Origin of the sequence: Bacteroides sp. OM05-10AA, assembly GCF_003439055.1 — a bacterium.
Taxonomy (GTDB): Bacteria; Bacteroidota; Bacteroidia; order Bacteroidales; family Bacteroidaceae; genus Bacteroides; species Bacteroides intestinigallinarum.
The window spans coordinates 23,173-39,934 of the sequence record NZ_QSUR01000024.1 but is presented as its reverse complement, the minus strand read 5'-3'; the positions used below and the strand labels follow the sequence as shown (position 1 = coordinate 39,934).

The following is a 16,762-nucleotide window of genomic DNA, read 5'->3' as shown; positions in this document are numbered from 1 at the left end:
TCTTATGAAAAAGCAACAATTTACATTGTCTTACAAAAAGGCAACGGGAAGGATCGTGTGGATGAAAACCGCCTTTTTATTGCTGATGTTTGTAACTGCCTTGCATGGATGGGCACAAAGTACGGACAACAAACTGATTTCTTTGGAACTGAAAGAAGCATCGCTGGGAGAGGCTTTGAAGCAGTTCAGCAATGTGTCCGGTTATAAGGTGAATTTCCCTAGTGAAGATGTCGGTCCGTACCGGGTAAGTGTCAGTATACGCCAGTTGGCACCTTTGTCTGCGCTTCAGAAAATTCTAGAGGGAAAACCTTTTGAATATGAGGTGAACCAGCATTTCATTACTATCCGTAAAGTGAAAACCACTTCCACAGGTGCTGTACGGAAAACTAGAAGTGTAGAGGGAAGGGTGGTAGATGAAAAAGGTACCCCATTACCAGGCGCAAATATTCGGGGAATCAATAGCCCGTTCGGAGCTATTGCCAATGTCGAAGGAAATTTTACCTGTAAGGTGTTGGAGGAAACTCACACTTTGGAAGTCTCTTTTGTCGGTATGCAGACAGAAAAAGTTTCTATTAAAGGACGTACTCATGTCAATGTGATTATGCACGAAGACAAACAACAGTTGGGAGATGTCGTAGTGACCGGTTATCAGCGTATTAGTCGGGAGCGTTCTACCGCTGCTTTCGGCTTTGTGGATTCCGAACAACTGACAAGACAGATGCACACGGACCTGACTTCTTCTCTGGAAGGACAAGTGGCCGGCTTGCGTATGAATATTAATCCGAATAATGGTGATATGAGTCCTATCCTTCGTGGTGTAGGTACATTCTCGAATGATGTAGGAACAGATCCGCTGATTGTTGTAGATGATATGCCGACAAACTTGACTCTAAGTGAGATAAATCCCTATAATGTGGAGAGCGTGACTGTCTTGAAGGATGCAGCGGCAGCTAGTATTTATGGTGCTTTGGCTGCAAACGGAGTTATTGTGGTAGTAACCAAGCAGGCTAAAGAAGAAGGAGCACATGTAAGTATCAATGCAGACTGGTTCATCACTAGCAAACCTAATTTCAATAGTTTAAATCTGGCTTCTACAAGCGATATCATTGATTATCAGACTGCGGTATTTGATGCTAATGTGGCTGAATCCGGCAGTGCTTCCAGTTTTCTATCCACTTATAAATCAGGTTACTATTATCCATTATTTCAGCTTTATTTAGATAAGGAGAATGGAACGGTAAGTAACAGTGAAGTAGAAAATACACTGAATCAGTGGCGTAATAACGACTATTATAAAGAGTATCGTGATAATGCTTGGCGTGCAGCTGTGACGCAACGTTATAATATGACTGTTTCTCAAAAAGTAGGGGACAGTAATCATTTTCTTTCTTTCAATTATGAAAATAACAAAGGGCGTACTATAAATGACAAAAGCAATAGATTTTCTTTGTACTACAAGTCGAACTATGCTATCACCAGTTGGCTGAATGTGAATGCCGGAGTGGATGCCCGCTTGGGACGTAGTGACACGCCTAATAGTCTATTTACCGGTTATACCTTACAACAACGTTATGAAAGAATACTGGATGACGATGGCGGGCATTACAATTCTCCCTATGTAAATGTAAGCGGATATTCAGGTGGCTCTTATAATGGGGGAGTGGTAAGTCAGGCGGAAGGTGTTTCACCTTATAAATCATTTGGCTTCAATGTGCTTGATGCCTTAGGTGAAAGTGGCACAAAATCGCATGATGTTAGTATACGTCCGTTTGTCAGCTTGCAGGCTCGTTTTTTGAAGATGTTCAAATACAATTTTATGTATCAATATGAATGGAACAATAGTAAAAGTGAGGTGTATGATGCAGAAGATTCTTATTTGATGCGTATGACGCACAATTCCATGATTGATACGGATGGGAACTCGGGGATGCCGAAAGGTGGACGATTCTATCAAAGTGAAGTGGGAAGTAACCGTTATACGGTCCGTAACCAGATAGATTTTGATAAAAATTGGAAGGATCATTCTGTAACAGCTATCGCCGGATTGGAATTTCGGGAAAATAAAATTCCTAAATTAACCAGACAGCTAATGTACGGTTACGATCCCCAAACGTTAACTTCTGATATAATAGATTGGCAAGCATATCGCGATGGAATAGGGACAAGTGCTCTTTCCGGTAATACTATTAAGTTAACAGGTTTGTCGGCTACATTGCAAGAATCACGCCATCGTTATGCGTCTTTTTATGCTAATGCGGGTTATTCGTATCTGTCACGTTACAATGTCTCCGGAAGTATTCGCTGGGATCAGGCAGACTTGTTCGGACTTGATATCCGTAACCAACGTCACCCTCTGTGGTCGGTCGGTGCTTCTTGGATTGTGTCGGGCGAGTCATTTATGAAAGAACTTTTTTGGCTTGATTTTTTGAAATTACGTATGACCTATGGTATTAATGGTAATGTAGACCAAAGTTCGACTACCTATTTTGTGGTAAAGCAAAAAACTCAGAGTAATCCGATTAAGACGAATTATCTGACTTATGAAGATAATGATCTTCCGAACCCTAAACTTCGTTGGGAAAAAACTGCTACTTATAATGTGGGAATGGATTTCCGTCTTTTCAATAATGTGATTGCCGGTAGCTTGGAATATTATAACCGTTCTGCGTCAGATTTGCTTGTACGTCGATACATGGATCCCACTTTGGGAGCTAAATCACGTGTCGTGAACAATGGCAAAATGCGTAACCGGGGTATTGAGTTATCACTCACAACCAATATTATCAGAAAGAAAGACTGGAACTTTGCCATTGATTTCAACTTCGCTCATAACAAAAATAAAATGATAAAAGTGGATCATAGCGATTCGGACACATCGACAAGCTTTATCAAGAGTCCGCTGAACTACTTTATGGAGGGAACCAGTCATAACACGCTTTGGGCTTACCGCATCGATCGTATTGAGAATGGATATCCGGTAGCGGTGGATAAGGACGGGAATGATCTTGTAACATTTAATGAAGATGGAACGGTGGCTAACATTACTACCGGATCATCCCTTAAAGGTACAGATGATCTGGTAAATCTTGGTTCACTGACGCCTAAATTCAATGGAGCGCTGACTTTCAGACTAAGCTATAAAGGAATTGATCTGAATGCTTTCCTTGTATATGCAGGAGGTAATAAATTACGTAATAGTGTAGTAGATATGAATGATCAGGTGGGAAGTCAGACATTGAAAGATATTACTAATCGTTGGAGCTCTGATGATCCGAATGGAGATGTACGTATGTATATTGATATGCCTGCAAAAGTGAAAACTTATGCGGGGACTTTTCAGGATTGGTGGCGGTATGGTGACATCAATGTAAAAGATGCCGGCTATGTGAAACTACGTAGTCTGAGTTTGGGATATAATTTGCCGTCTGACATTTGTCGTCAACTCCGGCTTAGTTCGCTGAAGGTGAAATTGCAGGTGAACAATCTTTTTACCTGGTGTAAGGCAGGAAATGATATAGACCCGGAGAGCTACGATCTAAACGGAGGTACTCGTGGCATGGCCTCGCCCAAGACTTACTCTATTGGATTATCAACAAGTTTCTAATTATTAAAAAGACTATAGAATATGCGTAAACTACTTTATATATTGCCGGTTCTGCTGATATTGGGACTTGCGGCTTGTGAGAATTACGTGGATATAACTCCCACAGGTAAGAAGACTGTGGATTCTACTGATACTTATTACGAACTGGTAGCTTTGCCTAACCGGTGTTATTATCCGTCGGCCTTTGCCCTGTTGAGTGATAATGTCTGGTCAAAAGAATCGAATATTATTGGCAAAGAATATCTATCTTGGGATGGAATCAATATGACATTTAATGAAGATGCTGATCGTAAGGAGTTGAGTGATAATAATTTGTATGCGAATTGCTATGAATATATCTTGCGGTCGAATATCGTGATTTCATTGGTGGATTATAGTACAGGTGACAAGGATACTAAAGAACTGGCAAAAGCGGAAGCAAAGATAATGCGTGCTTGGGACCACTTTATTTTAGTAAACACTTTTGCGAAAAGTTATAATCCAGAGACGGCGGCTACTGACGGTGGTGTTGCCATTGTCAGAGAGTATGATCTTGAAGCTACTCCTACTAAAGCGACTGTGGCCGAGGTCTATGATTTTATCATCAAAGATATTGAGGATGCATTACCTTATTTGAAAGAAGAACCGGTGAATGTCTATCATCCGTCGAAAGCTTTTGGCTATGCTTTGGCTGCCCGTGTTTATTTGTTTCATCGCGACTGGAAAAAAGCTGAAGATGCAGCGGAGGAATCATTAAAACGAAATAACAGTTTGATCGATTATATAGCTTTGGAGGATGAGGGAGGGCCAATGAAGGTTTCAACTTATGCTAAAGGTGGAAACCCTGAAGTTTTGAATTATGCTTATATGGGTGGCGTTACCGAAAATCCGGCTTTTACTTATGGTATGATCAGCCCGGAACTGGTACAACTTTTTGGTACGAATGATGAGCGTATGAATCTGTTTTTCAAGACGACTGGAAATCTTGAATACTATTTTGATGAAGGTTCTGGGGCTGCTTTGTGGAATACGTCACTTACTTATGCCAAATTCCAGTATATGGCTGTAGGTATGCGTACAGCCGAAGTTTATCTGATTCTAGCAGAAGCCAAAGCCCGTCAGAACGATTTGTCTGGAGCTGTTGAAGTCTTGAATCTGTTGCGTGAAAAACGAATAAAGGGAAGTGAGGCGATATTACCGGAGCCGGCTACACAGCGTGAGATGATGCAGGAAATTATTAATGAGCGTCGTAAAGAGTTACTTCTTGGTTTTAGTCGTTTTTGGGATTTGAAGCGGTTTAATACGGAACCGGACTATGCAAAGACGATCACCCGTGTTTTCCCGCTAGTTTCTACTAATGTCGAACAGAAGACATATACGTTGAAGCCGGATTCACGTTTGTACATCATTCCGTTCCCGGTGGCTGCCCGTGAAAAAAATCCGAACCTGACATTAAATACTAACGAATAAAATAGATAGAAAAACAATGCAAAAGATTTTGATGATAACTGTATTGCTACTTTTGGCACTGCAAGGAGCAGAAGCACGGTCCGGTGTTATAAATCCGCTTGAACATGGAAAGAAAAGTCTGGTGGTCCGTGAAGATACAGTTAAGAAAGACACTGTTAAGAAAGCGACAGCTTACGAGAAACTTTTGAAAGATGGAGGAAGTGAATGTGAGGGCATGTTTACAGTGCGTCATATCAAGGATGATTGGTATTTTGAAGTACCGGATTCTTTGTTGGGACGATTGTTATTGGTTGTCACTCGCTTTAAAGCTGTACCGCAAGGGTTCAAAATGCTTAGTGGGGAAGAGGTGAACCGTAGTGTGGTTTATTGGGAACAGCATAACGACAAGACGCTCTTTTTACGTGAATATGTACAGTCACAGTTTGCTCCCACAGGTGATAAAATTGCGGAAGCATTGAAGCAGTCAACGATAGACCCGGTTATTTGTAAGTTTGACGTTATCGGTAGAAATCCGAAGACTCAGGCGCAGCTTATCAATGTATCCAAGTTTCTCTTGAGTGATAATAAGACGTGTGGCTTTACATCGAGTGACCGTTCTATTCTTGGCATTGGTTCTTTAGCGCAGGATCGTACATTTATGGATACCATAAAAACCTATCCCATTAATGTGGAAGTGCTTACCTTACGTACTTACAACATAACTTCCGGCAAGTTGCCGGCTGCGGCAACAGGTTCGGTGACAGTGAAACTGAATACCAGTATGGTGATGTTACCCAAAAAGCCTATGCAGCCGAGATTGGCAGATGAACGGGTTGGATTCTTCCAAAATCCGGTGATAGAGTTTTCTGATGACCAGCAAGTTACGACTCGTGGAGCCATTATCCAGCGTTATCGGTTGGAACCGAAAGATCCGGAACGTTATCGGAAAGGACAACTTACTGAACCCAAACGTCCTATTGTGTATTATATAGACCCGGCGACACCCAAAAAATGGATTCCTTATCTTAAAGCTGGTGTGAATGACTGGAATGTAGCTTTTGAAGCAGCCGGATTCAAGAATGCCATTATTGCCAAAGAATGGCCGGACGATCCCACAATGAGCTTGGACGATGCACGCTATAGCGTATTGCGCTATCTACCTTCGGAATCAGAAAATGCTTATGGTCCGCGTATTGTAGATCCTCGTAGCGGAGAGATCATGGAAAGTCATATCTGTTGGTATCACAACGTAATGAACTTACTTAAGAAATGGTATATGGTGCAGTGCGGACCTTTGGATAAACGTGCACAATCAATGACCTTTGATGATAAATTAATGGGGACTCTGATTCAATTTGTTTCTTCGCACGAGGTAGGACATACGCTTGGTTTGCGTCACAATATGGCTGCCAGCTCGGCTACCCCGGTAGAGAAATTACGTGATAAAGCATGGGTGGAGGCCAATGGTCACACAGTATCTATTATGGATTATGCACGGTTTAACTATGTGGCACAACCCGAAGACCGGATTTCAGAAAAAGGGCTTTTCCCCCGTATTGGCGATTATGATAAATGGGCTATAAAATGGGGGTATCAATATCGTCCGGAGTTTAAAGATCCCTTTAAGGAGAAAGCTGTGTTGCGTTCTGAAGTCACGAAGAAACTTCAAGGCGACCATCGCCTGTTGTTTATCGGTGATGAAGGAAAAGGAGCTGATCCCCGCAGCCAGAGTGAGGACTTGGGGGATAATAATATGAAGGCCAATGAATACGGTATGAAGAACCTGAAGAGGGTGATGGAAAATATTATGACTTGGACTGCACAACCTGACGGTCAATATGACGATTTAAATACGATTTATAAATCAGTTCGTGCCCAATATATGAAATATACGCTGCATGTACAGAGAAACTTGGGAGGGCGGTATACTAATAATCTGCCAGGACAGGAACCTCATGATTACCTGCCGCGTAGTGTGCAAAAAGAAGCTGTAGAATGGTTAGGACGGAATTTGCTTGTAGCTCCACTTTGGCTTTATCCTGATAAGGTAGTGAATTGCACAGGAGTGAAAGCTGTGGATGAAATTCGTGACCGCCAAAGTTCTATTATGGCCTTATTACTGGCGCCGGGAATGTTGCAGAATTTGTATTCGGCTTCGATGTGTGCTTCGGATCCTTATCCACTCGAGGAATATTTGGACGATGTGTTTGGTACAGTGTGGAAACCTTTGAATGATTCAAATGAATTAGAGAATAATTTCCGCCGTCAGCAGCAACGGACTTATCTGGGATTTATTGAACGTATGATGAATCCAAGTGACAAAGAGGCCGGAAATGTAAATACGACGGTGAATCGTTCTGATATTTTGCTTTTTATAGAAATGCATCTGGATAAGATTGAAGAATATGTGAAAAGGCAACTTGCCGTATGCAAGGAAGGCGATTTTAATTATAGACATTACACGGCTTTACTACGGAATATAAAGAAAGCAAAAGAAGCGTATTACGGGAAAAATACCGATAAATAAATTCTCTCTCTAACAGGCTTACTCTTCTCTAACAATAAACTTGTTTTGATTCATAATCGATCAATCCATGCAAGTTTAGAGTTAGAGGAGGGTAATTTTTTTATATGTCTAATTACTACATTTTACTTTTCAACTAAAAGAATCATTATTTCTGGGTATTGCCAACTATTTGTTTTCTGGTGAACTTTGTGAAGAAACAATCTGTTGTATATATAAACAGAAGAAAGGAGACTTTTAGCAATGAAAAAGATAGTATTGCTCCGTCATGGAGAAAGTGCATGGAACAAAGAGAATCGTTTCACCGGTTGGACCGACGTAGACCTGACAGAAAAAGGAGTTACCGAAGCCGAAAAAGCCGGAGAAACATTGAGAGAGTATGGCTTTAATTTTGATAAAGCATATACCTCTTATTTAAAGCGTGCAGTGAAAACGTTGAATTGTGTACTCGATAAAATGAATCTCGACTGGATTCCTGTCGAAAAGAACTGGCGCCTGAACGAGAAACATTATGGGGACTTACAGGGATTGAATAAAGCCGAGACTGCCGAGAAGTATGGTGAAGAACAAGTGCTCATCTGGCGCCGTAGTTATGATATAGCCCCTAATCCACTTTCAGAAAAAGATTTGAGAAATCCGCATTTTGATTACCGTTATCATGAAGTGCCCGATGCAGAATTACCTCGCACTGAATCGTTGAAAGATACCATTGAACGTATTATGCCTTATTGGGAAAGTGATATATTCCCCAGTCTGAAAACAGCTCATACGCTGTTGGTGGTCGCTCATGGCAATAGTTTGAGAGGCATCATCAAACATCTAAAAAACATCTCCGATGAAGATATTGTCAAACTGAATCTACCTACGGCTGTGCCTTACGTGTTTGAGTTTGATGAAAACCTGAATGTATCCAGCGACTACTTCCTGGGAAATCCGGAAGAGATCAAAAAGCTAATGGAAGCAGTTGCCAATCAGGGAAAGAAAAAATAAAATAGTTACATATTAAAAAGTAAAGTTATGAGTAAAGTAGTTGAATTATTAAGAGATCAGGCCTGTTATTATTTGGAACATACCTGTGAAACCATCGATAAATCATTAATTCATGTTCCGTCTCCCGATACGATAGATAAAATCTGGATTGATTCGGATCGAAACATAAGAGTATTAAATAACCTGCAATCCCTGTTGGGACATGGACGGCTGGCAAATACCGGTTATGTGTCTATACTTCCTGTCGATCAGGACATCGAACATACTGCCGGAGCATCATTTGCTCCCAATCCGATCTATTTCGATCCTGAAAATATTGTGAAACTGGCTATTGAAGGCGGTTGTAACGGAGTAGCTTCCACGTTTGGAATTCTTGGATCCGTAGCACGTAAATATGCGCATAAGATACCCTTCATTGTGAAATTGAACCACAATGAACTGCTCTCTTACCCGAATAGCTTCGACCAGGTGTTGTTTGGCACTGTCAAAGAAGCCTGGAACATGGGAGCAGTGGCCGTAGGAGCTACTATTTATTTCGGCTCGGAACAAAGTCGCCGTCAACTGGTAGAGATTGCCGAAGCTTTTGAATATGCTCACGAATTGGGTATGGCAACCATCCTCTGGTGTTATCTGCGCAACAATGATTTTAAGAAAGGTGCAGTCGATTACCATGCTGCCGCCGACCTGACAGGCCAGGCCGACCGCTTGGGAGTCACTATCAAAGCTGACATTGTGAAACAGAAACTTCCTACTAATAATGGTGGCTTCAAAGCCATTGGTTTCGGAAAGATCGACGAGCGTATGTATACTGAACTAGCTTCCGAACATCCGATTGACCTTTGCCGTTACCAGGTAGCCAACGGCTATATGGGACGTGTAGGCTTGATTAACTCGGGTGGAGAATCTCATGGTTCTTCCGATTTGCGTGATGCTGTCATTACAGCCGTAGTCAACAAACGTGCCGGAGGTATGGGATTGATTAGCGGACGTAAAGCATTCCAGAAGCCAATGAACGAAGGAGTCGAATTATTGAATACCATTCAGGATGTATATCTTGATCCGTCAATTACGATCGCTTAATCAGGGATGAATAGAAATAAATTCTTATCTTTGACTATTAGATCGTTAACCATTAAAAATTAAGAGTATGAAGTTTTTTATTGACACAGCTAATCTGGAGCAGATTCAGGAGGCTTATGACCTCGGAGTGCTTGACGGTGTGACTACCAACCCTTCGCTGATGGCGAAAGAAGGCATTAAAGGAACGCAGAACCAGCGTGAACATTACGTCAAGATATGCAAGATTGTTGACGGAGATGTAAGTGCCGAGGTGATAGCAACCGATTATGAAGGAATGATTCGTGAGGGCGAAGAACTTGCCGCACTCAATCCGCATATCGTAGTGAAAGTTCCTTGCATTGCCGATGGAATCAAAGCCATCAAACATTTCACGCAAAAAGGAATCCGTACCAACTGTACATTAGTCTTTTCAGTAGGGCAGGCATTGTTGGCAGCTAAAGCCGGAGCGACCTATGTTTCACCTTTTGTCGGCCGTCTGGACGATATTTGTGAAGATGGAGTGAAACTGGTGGGAGATATTGTACGTATGTATCGTACGTATGATTATAAAACACAGGTGCTGGCTGCTTCTATTCGCAATACAAAACATATTATCGAGTGTGTGGAAGTAGGAGCTGATGTGGCTACTTGTCCGTTAAGTGCTATCAAAGGATTGCTCACTCATCCGTTAACTGATTCGGGATTGAAGAAGTTCCTGGAGGATTATAAGAAAGTGAATGGCTGAAATTAAGTGAGATGCAATGATAAAATGGATGGTGAACATCATCGTGGATATTTCCTATCCGCATGATGTTCACCTTTTTTTATTCTCATTCTTTCCTTTCTCGTTTCTGCCTTTCTTTGTATTGGGTCGGCGTTTCTCCTGTGTATTGTTTGAAAGCCGTACTGAAATAGCGTGAAGTAGTAAATCCGATCTTCTCGGTAATTTCCGTGAAAGACATATCCGTATGAGTGATTAATGTGATCGCTTTCTCCATCCGGAATTTATTAATGTAATCATTGGCTCCCATATCGGTTAGAGCTTTCAGCTTATTGTAAAGGGAAGCCCGGCTCATTCCTATTTCTTTGCAAATAAGAGTGACATCCAGATTGCTGTTATCCAGATTCTCCTGAATAATTTTATTCAGTTTCAATAAGAAAGTTTCATCTGCCTGGCTGAATGTGCTTTCTTCCGGTGCAGGGACCAATCCTGTATTCAAATATCTCTTCTTGATAGATTCACGGTTCTTTAACCGGTTGCGAATGATTTCCATCAACATTTCTACCTCAAAAGGTTTTGTAAGATAAGCGTCTGCCCCGTTCTTATAACCACTAAACTGGCTTTGTTTATCATCTCTTGCAGTTAGCAGCACAATGGGAATGTGACTGATGGTAATGTCTTCCTTTATATTTTTACAAAGTTCATATCCATTCATTCTCGGCATCATCACGTCACTGACGATAATATCCGGAACATGGCTTTTGGTCAGTTGGAGAGCTTCCACACCATCCGAAGCAATGATTACCCGTTTGAAATATTCCCCCAGTGATTTTTTCAGGAAATCCGTCAGGTCCGGATTATCATCTACTACTAACACACTGTAAGGACTCGTGTCGAAATTACTCTCCTCCGGCAGTTGTTCTTTACTGTCATCACTCATCAACTCGTTCAGGTAGGCTTTCGGTTGACAGATAATCTCTTCCGACTGTTGTCGCAGCGGGAGTTCAAAGAAGAATGTTGCACCGGCTTCCTGATTATCTTGGGCACCGATAGACCCTCCATGCAGTTCGACCAGAATCTTGGAATAAGATAGTCCGATTCCAGTTCCGCTCTGTTCTCCTGTACCCTGGTAGAAACGGGTGAAGAGTTTCTGTGTATTTACTTGTTTGAGACCGTTTCCTTGATCTATGATGGAGATACGAACCCTGTTTCCCTCTGAAAGCAACTCTGAAGTAATGATTATTTCTGCATCTTGCGGACTGTGTTTTAAGGCATTGATGAGCAGATTACTTAGAATAATCTCACACTTGTCTTTATCGAAACTAACAGTGTCGATATGCGGATCAAGCTGATAACGAATACATACGTTCTTTGCTTCGCCTTCGCTGATGAAATCTTGTGATACATGTTCAATCCATTGATTGAGCGCATACGGGTGTATCTGCAATTTGCTTTCTCCAACCTCCATCTTACGCACGTCAAGTACCATATTAATAAGATTCTTCATTCGCTGTGACTGGCGATATATCGCTTTTATTGGCAGATATTGTGTATCTTCGGCAGAAAGCGATTTTAATATTCGGCTAAGCGGTGCATGTATGAGTGTCAATGGGGTACGCAGTTCGTGACTGATATTAATCAGGAAGCGCACCTTTTCTTCATATACCTGTTGCTCATGTTCCTTCATTGCCCATTTCAGTTTTTCCTCTTTGCGTTTTAACGTCCTTCGGAAAGTTTCGATGACAGCAGCAGTAATGAACACCGCACAACTAATGATAAACCACCATGTCCGATACCAGGGAGGTAAAATCGTCAGTTCCAGTACCTCCTGATTGGGAATCCAACTACCATCTTTGGCCGTGCAGGAAGCCATGATCTTGTAACTTCCCGGAGGGAGAGAGCGTATAACCAGTTCAGGGTTATATGATTCGATTTGTTGATCGTTTAGTCCTTCTATCTGATATCGATACACTTTCTGTCGGAAGATGTCTTCTTCTTTCGACATGATCCGAATCGTAATATTACTGTTCCAAGGTGCGGATATACCTGTCGGATTGCCAGTAAGCTTATCGTTAACGGATTCACCATTGATGACAACCTCTGATAATTGGAGTTTGGGCACTCCGGTAGTAACTAGCGGCAATTTACTGTTAATGTAAAGCAATCCTTTCACGCCTCCCATGTAGACATCTCCCTGTGAACTTAGCAAACGGGGTTTGGATAGATACTCATTCTGGATCACCCCATCAGATTCACCGAATAAAACAAATTTCTTCTCTTTAATCAACCATGCGAAGAGCATATTATCTGTTCCTATCCAAACTTTTCCTTGTTGGTCGCACACTACTTGTGTGACTTCACTGAAAAGAGAAGTGGGTATCGGGGTTTGTTTTTGCGTAGCAGGGTTGTAATGTACCAGTCCGTAATTATTGCCTATCCAGAAATTACCATATTCGTCCCGGGAGACGGAGTTGATAAGCGTATCTTTAATGCATTGATACAAGGTCTCAAGTCGGTTAGTCTCGTTATTCAGACTGAAAATATGTTTAGTATCATTCAGATAGGTGAGGTTTTTATCATTCATTATGGGGAGAATAGTGCCGATAATGTCCGCTCCCTGTTGCTCGGTAGCGATACTGAACGTCTGTTTTTTTAAGTCATATTGATAAACATGATCTCCGAGCAGTAATACACTGTGAGGAGTGTTCTGAAATAAGTTCACTGTTTTCCCGCGGCTTCCGAGACGTGTGGATGTCTCCGGGTCGATAATAATGAACGGAGTTTTTTTGCCGGTTGCCGGATTGAACACAAATACTCCTTGTGAGAAAATGGAGAGCAACAGATTGCCGGAGGTAAAGGGACAGATGGATGCCACTTTGTTTTGCCATGTAGAAGGATAGTGAGTGAATTTCTCTGTGACAGGATTAAACAGGTTAATACCTCCACCGTCTGTACCTACCCAGATACGATCGCTGGATTCCTGATAAATACTTAGTACAGTGTTGTTGCTTAGTCCGTTATCATTTCCCGGCAATACGTTCGTATAAGTTTTCATGGATACTTCCCGAATACTGATTAGTCCGTTGCGGATACTTCCTGCCCACATATTGTTGTTTCGGTCATTGTAAAGACAGAGGATGGAATTGGCAGGGAGGGAATAATTGTCGCTTCCCGGTATGTGTTCCAGCAAGGTGAATTTTCCTGTTTTCGGTTCGAGGATATTGATACCACCTCCGTCTGTTCCGATCCAAATTTTCCCTTCTCGTTCAGCGAGGCTTAGTACGACGTCATTGTTCAATTCAGAGTTCTGCGTGGTATACGAAGCCAGTCGTGTTCCATCATGAGTAAAACAGCTTACACCTCCGTTGTAAGGAGCGATCCATATCCTGTTCTGTGAATCGATCAACATATTCATGATTTCTTTTCCGCAGTCAAAAGGAGGAAGACTATATTTGCCTGTATTTAAATCTAAAAGTAGTAACCCTTGCCATCGGCTACAGCAAAGGAGAGTATGGTCATTCCATAGACTCAGTTGCGTGATGTTGAAATTGGACTCCTGATTGAGTGACTGCAAAAGGCGGAGAGAGGAATCTTGATAACTATAGAAATAAAACTTGTTTTGCGAGCCGAACAATACCCCGTCTTTAATCAGGCAAGTCGAATTGACCCAGATATTATTCCCTTTTTCATCTGTAGGAATAAAAAAATTATCACTTTGCCGTTGATAACATGCCAATCCCTTATCCGTCAGAACCCAGATATTATTCTGCTTGTCCTCTGTGATTTGATTAATTATGTTATGAGGGAGGGAAGAATCCGGATTATTCGCCTGATGAATGTATTTTTTTAGTTCGTGTCCGTCATATCGTCCTAGTCCGGAACGGGTTCCTATCCACACAAAACCTTGCTCATCTGTCAAGATACATCGTACGGTGGAGGGGAGTCCGTCTTTCAGCGAAATTTGTTTATAAAAGTAATGCCCGGCTTGTATTGGAAGAATACCGGCAAGCTGCATAAAAAATGCTATGTATAGTAGAATAAAGATTCTTGTTTTCATGGAATTAGGTCAGTTAAACTGAAACAAAGATAATATATTCAAATGAATGTTTGTTATAAAACAAGCTTATTTTATTATTCCTTTGAGTAAGAGAATAGTCTTTGAATGAAATTTCTTTTCTTTATTTAGCTAGATTCTCTATCTTTGCTCGAAAATATACGACTATGATTATCGAAGAACTACAGAACCTTTATCAGTCATATACGGGTGTTCCCGCTGAAAACATCACTGAATTACCATCTTCCGGTTCCAATCGCCGTTATTTTCGGTTGACGGGTATACAAGTCTTGATTGGCGTTTATGGAGCTTCTATCGACGAGAATGAAGCTTTTCTTTATATGGCAGAACATTTCCGCAAATGCGGTCTGCCTGTTCCCGAAGTTCGCATCGTCTCGGAGGATAAAGCCTATTACTTGCAGGAAGATTTAGGAGATACCCTATTGTTTCATGCCATAGAGAAAGGACGTGCTACCAGTGTTTTTTCCGAAGACGAAAAAGAGTTGCTTCGAAAGACGATCCGCCTGCTTCCTGCTATCCAGTTTGCCGGTGCCGATGGTTTCGATTTTTCTCGCTGCTATCCTCAACCGGAGTTCAATCAACGGTCTATTCTCTGGGATTTGAATTACTTCAAATATTGTTTCCTGAAAGCTACCGGCATGGAGTTCCAGGAAGACAAACTGGAAGACGATTTCCAGAAAATGAGTGATGTCTTGCTTCGTAGTTCTTCCGCTACTTTCATGTATCGTGATTTTCAGAGCCGTAATGTGATGATAAAAGACGGAGAACCGTGGCTCATCGACTTTCAGGGAGGACGCAAAGGACCGTTCTATTATGACATAGCCTCCTTCCTGTGGCAAGCGAAAGCGAAATACCCGGATAGTCTCCGTAGAGAACTGCTGCAAGAATATATAGAAGCTCTTCGCAAATACCAACCGATTGACGAATCCTATTTTTATAGCCAACTTCGTCACTTTGTTCTTTTCCGTACGTTGCAAGTGCTGGGCGCTTATGGGTTCCGTGGATACTTCGAAAAGAAACCGCATTTTATTCAGAGTGTTCCCTATGCCATCGAAAACCTGCGTGAATTGCTAAAAGAAGAATACCCGGAATATCCGTATCTCTGCAAAGTTTTACGGGAACTTACCGGACTGAAACAGTTTACGGATGACCTGAAAAAGCGGCAGCTTACTGTCAAGGTGATGAGCTTTGCTTATAAGAAAGGGATTCCTGATGACTCCACCGGCAATGGAGGAGGGTATGTGTTTGACTGCCGGGCCGTCAACAATCCCGGTAAGTATGAGCGTTACAAACCCTTTACCGGACTGGATGAACCTGTAATTACTTTCCTCGAAGAAGATGGTGAAATACTCCGTTTCCTCGATCATGTCTATGCTTTGGTAGACGCCTCCGTGAAACGCTATATGGAACGTGGATTCAGCAATTTGTCCGTTTGCTTTGGCTGTACCGGTGGACAACATCGTTCCGTTTACTCAGCCCAGCATCTGGCAGAACACCTGAATCAGAAATTTGGTGTGAAAGTCGAACTGGTGCACCGGGAACAGAATATAGAACGTACGTTTGAGGCAAAATGAAAGCAATGATATTTGCAGCCGGTTTGGGTAGCCGGTTGAAACCGCTTACCGATACCATGCCTAAGGCCATGGTTCCCATAGCCGGACGTCCGATGTTGGAACATGTGATTTTAAAACTGAAAGCTGCCGGATTCACGGAAATAGTGATTAACATCCACCATTTTGGCGATCAAATACTTGACTTCCTGAAAGCCAACGGGAATTTCGGGCTTACCATACATATCTCCGACGAACGTGAGCTGTTGCTCGATACGGGTGGGGGAGTCAGGAAAGCCCGTCCTTTCTTTGAAAATTCCGATGAACCTTTCCTGATACATAATGTAGATATTCTTTCAGATGTGAATCTGAAAGAATTATATGACTATCATTTACAAAGTGGCGCTGTTGCCACTTTACTGGCCAGCCGGCGTAAAACGTCCCGCTATCTTCTTTTTGATATGGATAAGAGACTTTGCGGATGGATCAACAAGGATACCGAACAAGTGAAACCGGAAGGTCTTTATTATGATCGTTCTCTTTATCAGGAATACGCATTCAGTGGCATCCATGTACTTTCACCAGCCATTTTCCAGTGGATGACTTCTCCTTGCTGGGATGGGAAATTCTCAATTATGGATTTCTATCTTGCCACTTGCCGGCAAGTGAACTATGGCGGTTACCTGGCAGAAAAATTGCATCTGATTGATATCGGTAAACCCGAAACATTGGCGAAAGCAGAAAAATTCCTATACCAAAATACTAGATAAAGATACTGAAAGAGGCTAAAAGGCCTCTTTCTTTCTATGTA

9 protein-coding genes are annotated in these 16,762 nt (G+C 41.9%); 8 read left to right on the top strand and 1 reads right to left on the bottom strand.

The window, feature by feature from the left end:
- Window positions 1–4: 4 nt before the first annotated feature.
- The 6 genes from DXB58_RS18010 (at window position 5) to fsa (ending at window position 10,350) form a co-directional block, all read left to right on the top strand.
- Entirely contained in the window at window positions 5–3,604 is a 3,600-nt protein-coding gene (locus tag DXB58_RS18010; RefSeq protein WP_117934085.1) for a SusC/RagA family TonB-linked outer membrane protein, read from the top strand.
- 21 nt (window positions 3,605–3,625) lie between these two features.
- Window positions 3,626–5,053: a RagB/SusD family nutrient uptake outer membrane protein gene (locus tag DXB58_RS18005; RefSeq protein ID WP_122137756.1), complete on the top strand. Its 1,428-nt coding sequence runs from the start codon at window positions 3,626–3,628 to the stop codon at window positions 5,051–5,053.
- Between the two features lie 16 nt (window positions 5,054–5,069).
- Window positions 5,070–7,559: a zinc-dependent metalloprotease gene (locus DXB58_RS18000; protein WP_117934081.1), complete on the top strand. Its 2,490-nt coding sequence runs from the start codon at window positions 5,070–5,072 to the stop codon at window positions 7,557–7,559.
- Between the two features lie 240 nt (window positions 7,560–7,799).
- Window positions 7,800–8,546: a 2,3-diphosphoglycerate-dependent phosphoglycerate mutase gene (gpmA, locus tag DXB58_RS17995; RefSeq protein WP_117934079.1), complete on the top strand. Its 747-nt coding sequence runs from the start codon at window positions 7,800–7,802 to the stop codon at window positions 8,544–8,546.
- 27 nt (window positions 8,547–8,573) lie between these two features.
- A complete protein-coding gene (locus DXB58_RS17990) occupies window positions 8,574–9,626 on the top strand; it encodes a class I fructose-bisphosphate aldolase (protein WP_117934077.1) in 1,053 nt (350 codons plus the stop codon).
- Window positions 9,627–9,693: 67 nt separating this feature from the next.
- Window positions 9,694–10,350, top strand: a complete 657-nt coding sequence (fsa, locus tag DXB58_RS17985; RefSeq protein WP_117934075.1) for a fructose-6-phosphate aldolase — start codon at window positions 9,694–9,696, stop codon at window positions 10,348–10,350.
- Between the two features lie 85 nt (window positions 10,351–10,435).
- Here fsa and DXB58_RS17980 read toward each other — a convergent pair whose 3' ends face one another.
- Window positions 10,436–14,383: a two-component regulator propeller domain-containing protein gene (locus DXB58_RS17980; RefSeq protein WP_122137755.1), complete on the bottom strand. Its 3,948-nt coding sequence runs from the start codon at window positions 14,381–14,383 to the stop codon at window positions 10,436–10,438.
- Between the two features lie 164 nt (window positions 14,384–14,547).
- Between DXB58_RS17980 and DXB58_RS17975 the strand changes: the two genes are divergently transcribed.
- Together DXB58_RS17975 and DXB58_RS17970 are read left to right on the top strand one after the other, a co-directional pair.
- Window positions 14,548–15,975 carry an RNase adapter RapZ gene (locus DXB58_RS17975; protein ID WP_117934071.1) on the top strand — a complete coding sequence of 476 codons (1,428 nt, stop codon included), beginning with the start codon at window positions 14,548–14,550 and terminating at the stop codon, window positions 15,973–15,975.
- A complete protein-coding gene (locus DXB58_RS17970; protein WP_199487982.1) occupies window positions 15,972–16,721 on the top strand; it encodes a nucleotidyltransferase family protein in 750 nt (249 codons plus the stop codon). Before DXB58_RS17975 ends, DXB58_RS17970 begins: the two co-directional genes overlap by 4 nt.
- The last annotated feature ends 41 nt before the right edge of the window (window positions 16,722–16,762 follow it).

Coding starts and splice junctions, on each gene's coding strand:
- DXB58_RS18010 (WP_117934085.1), top strand. CDS start 5: ATGAAAAAGCAACAATTTACATTGTCTTACAAAAAGGCAACGGGAAGG.
- DXB58_RS18005 (WP_122137756.1), top strand. CDS start 3,626: ATGCGTAAACTACTTTATATATTGCCGGTTCTGCTGATATTGGGACTT.
- DXB58_RS18000 (WP_117934081.1), top strand. CDS start 5,070: ATGCAAAAGATTTTGATGATAACTGTATTGCTACTTTTGGCACTGCAA.
- gpmA (WP_117934079.1), top strand. CDS start 7,800: ATGAAAAAGATAGTATTGCTCCGTCATGGAGAAAGTGCATGGAACAAA.
- DXB58_RS17990 (WP_117934077.1), top strand. CDS start 8,574: ATGAGTAAAGTAGTTGAATTATTAAGAGATCAGGCCTGTTATTATTTG.
- fsa (WP_117934075.1), top strand. CDS start 9,694: ATGAAGTTTTTTATTGACACAGCTAATCTGGAGCAGATTCAGGAGGCT.
- DXB58_RS17980 (WP_122137755.1), bottom strand. CDS start 14,383: ATGAAAACAAGAATCTTTATTCTACTATACATAGCATTTTTTATGCAG.
- DXB58_RS17975 (WP_117934071.1), top strand. CDS start 14,548: ATGATTATCGAAGAACTACAGAACCTTTATCAGTCATATACGGGTGTT.
- DXB58_RS17970 (WP_199487982.1), top strand. CDS start 15,972: ATGAAAGCAATGATATTTGCAGCCGGTTTGGGTAGCCGGTTGAAACCG.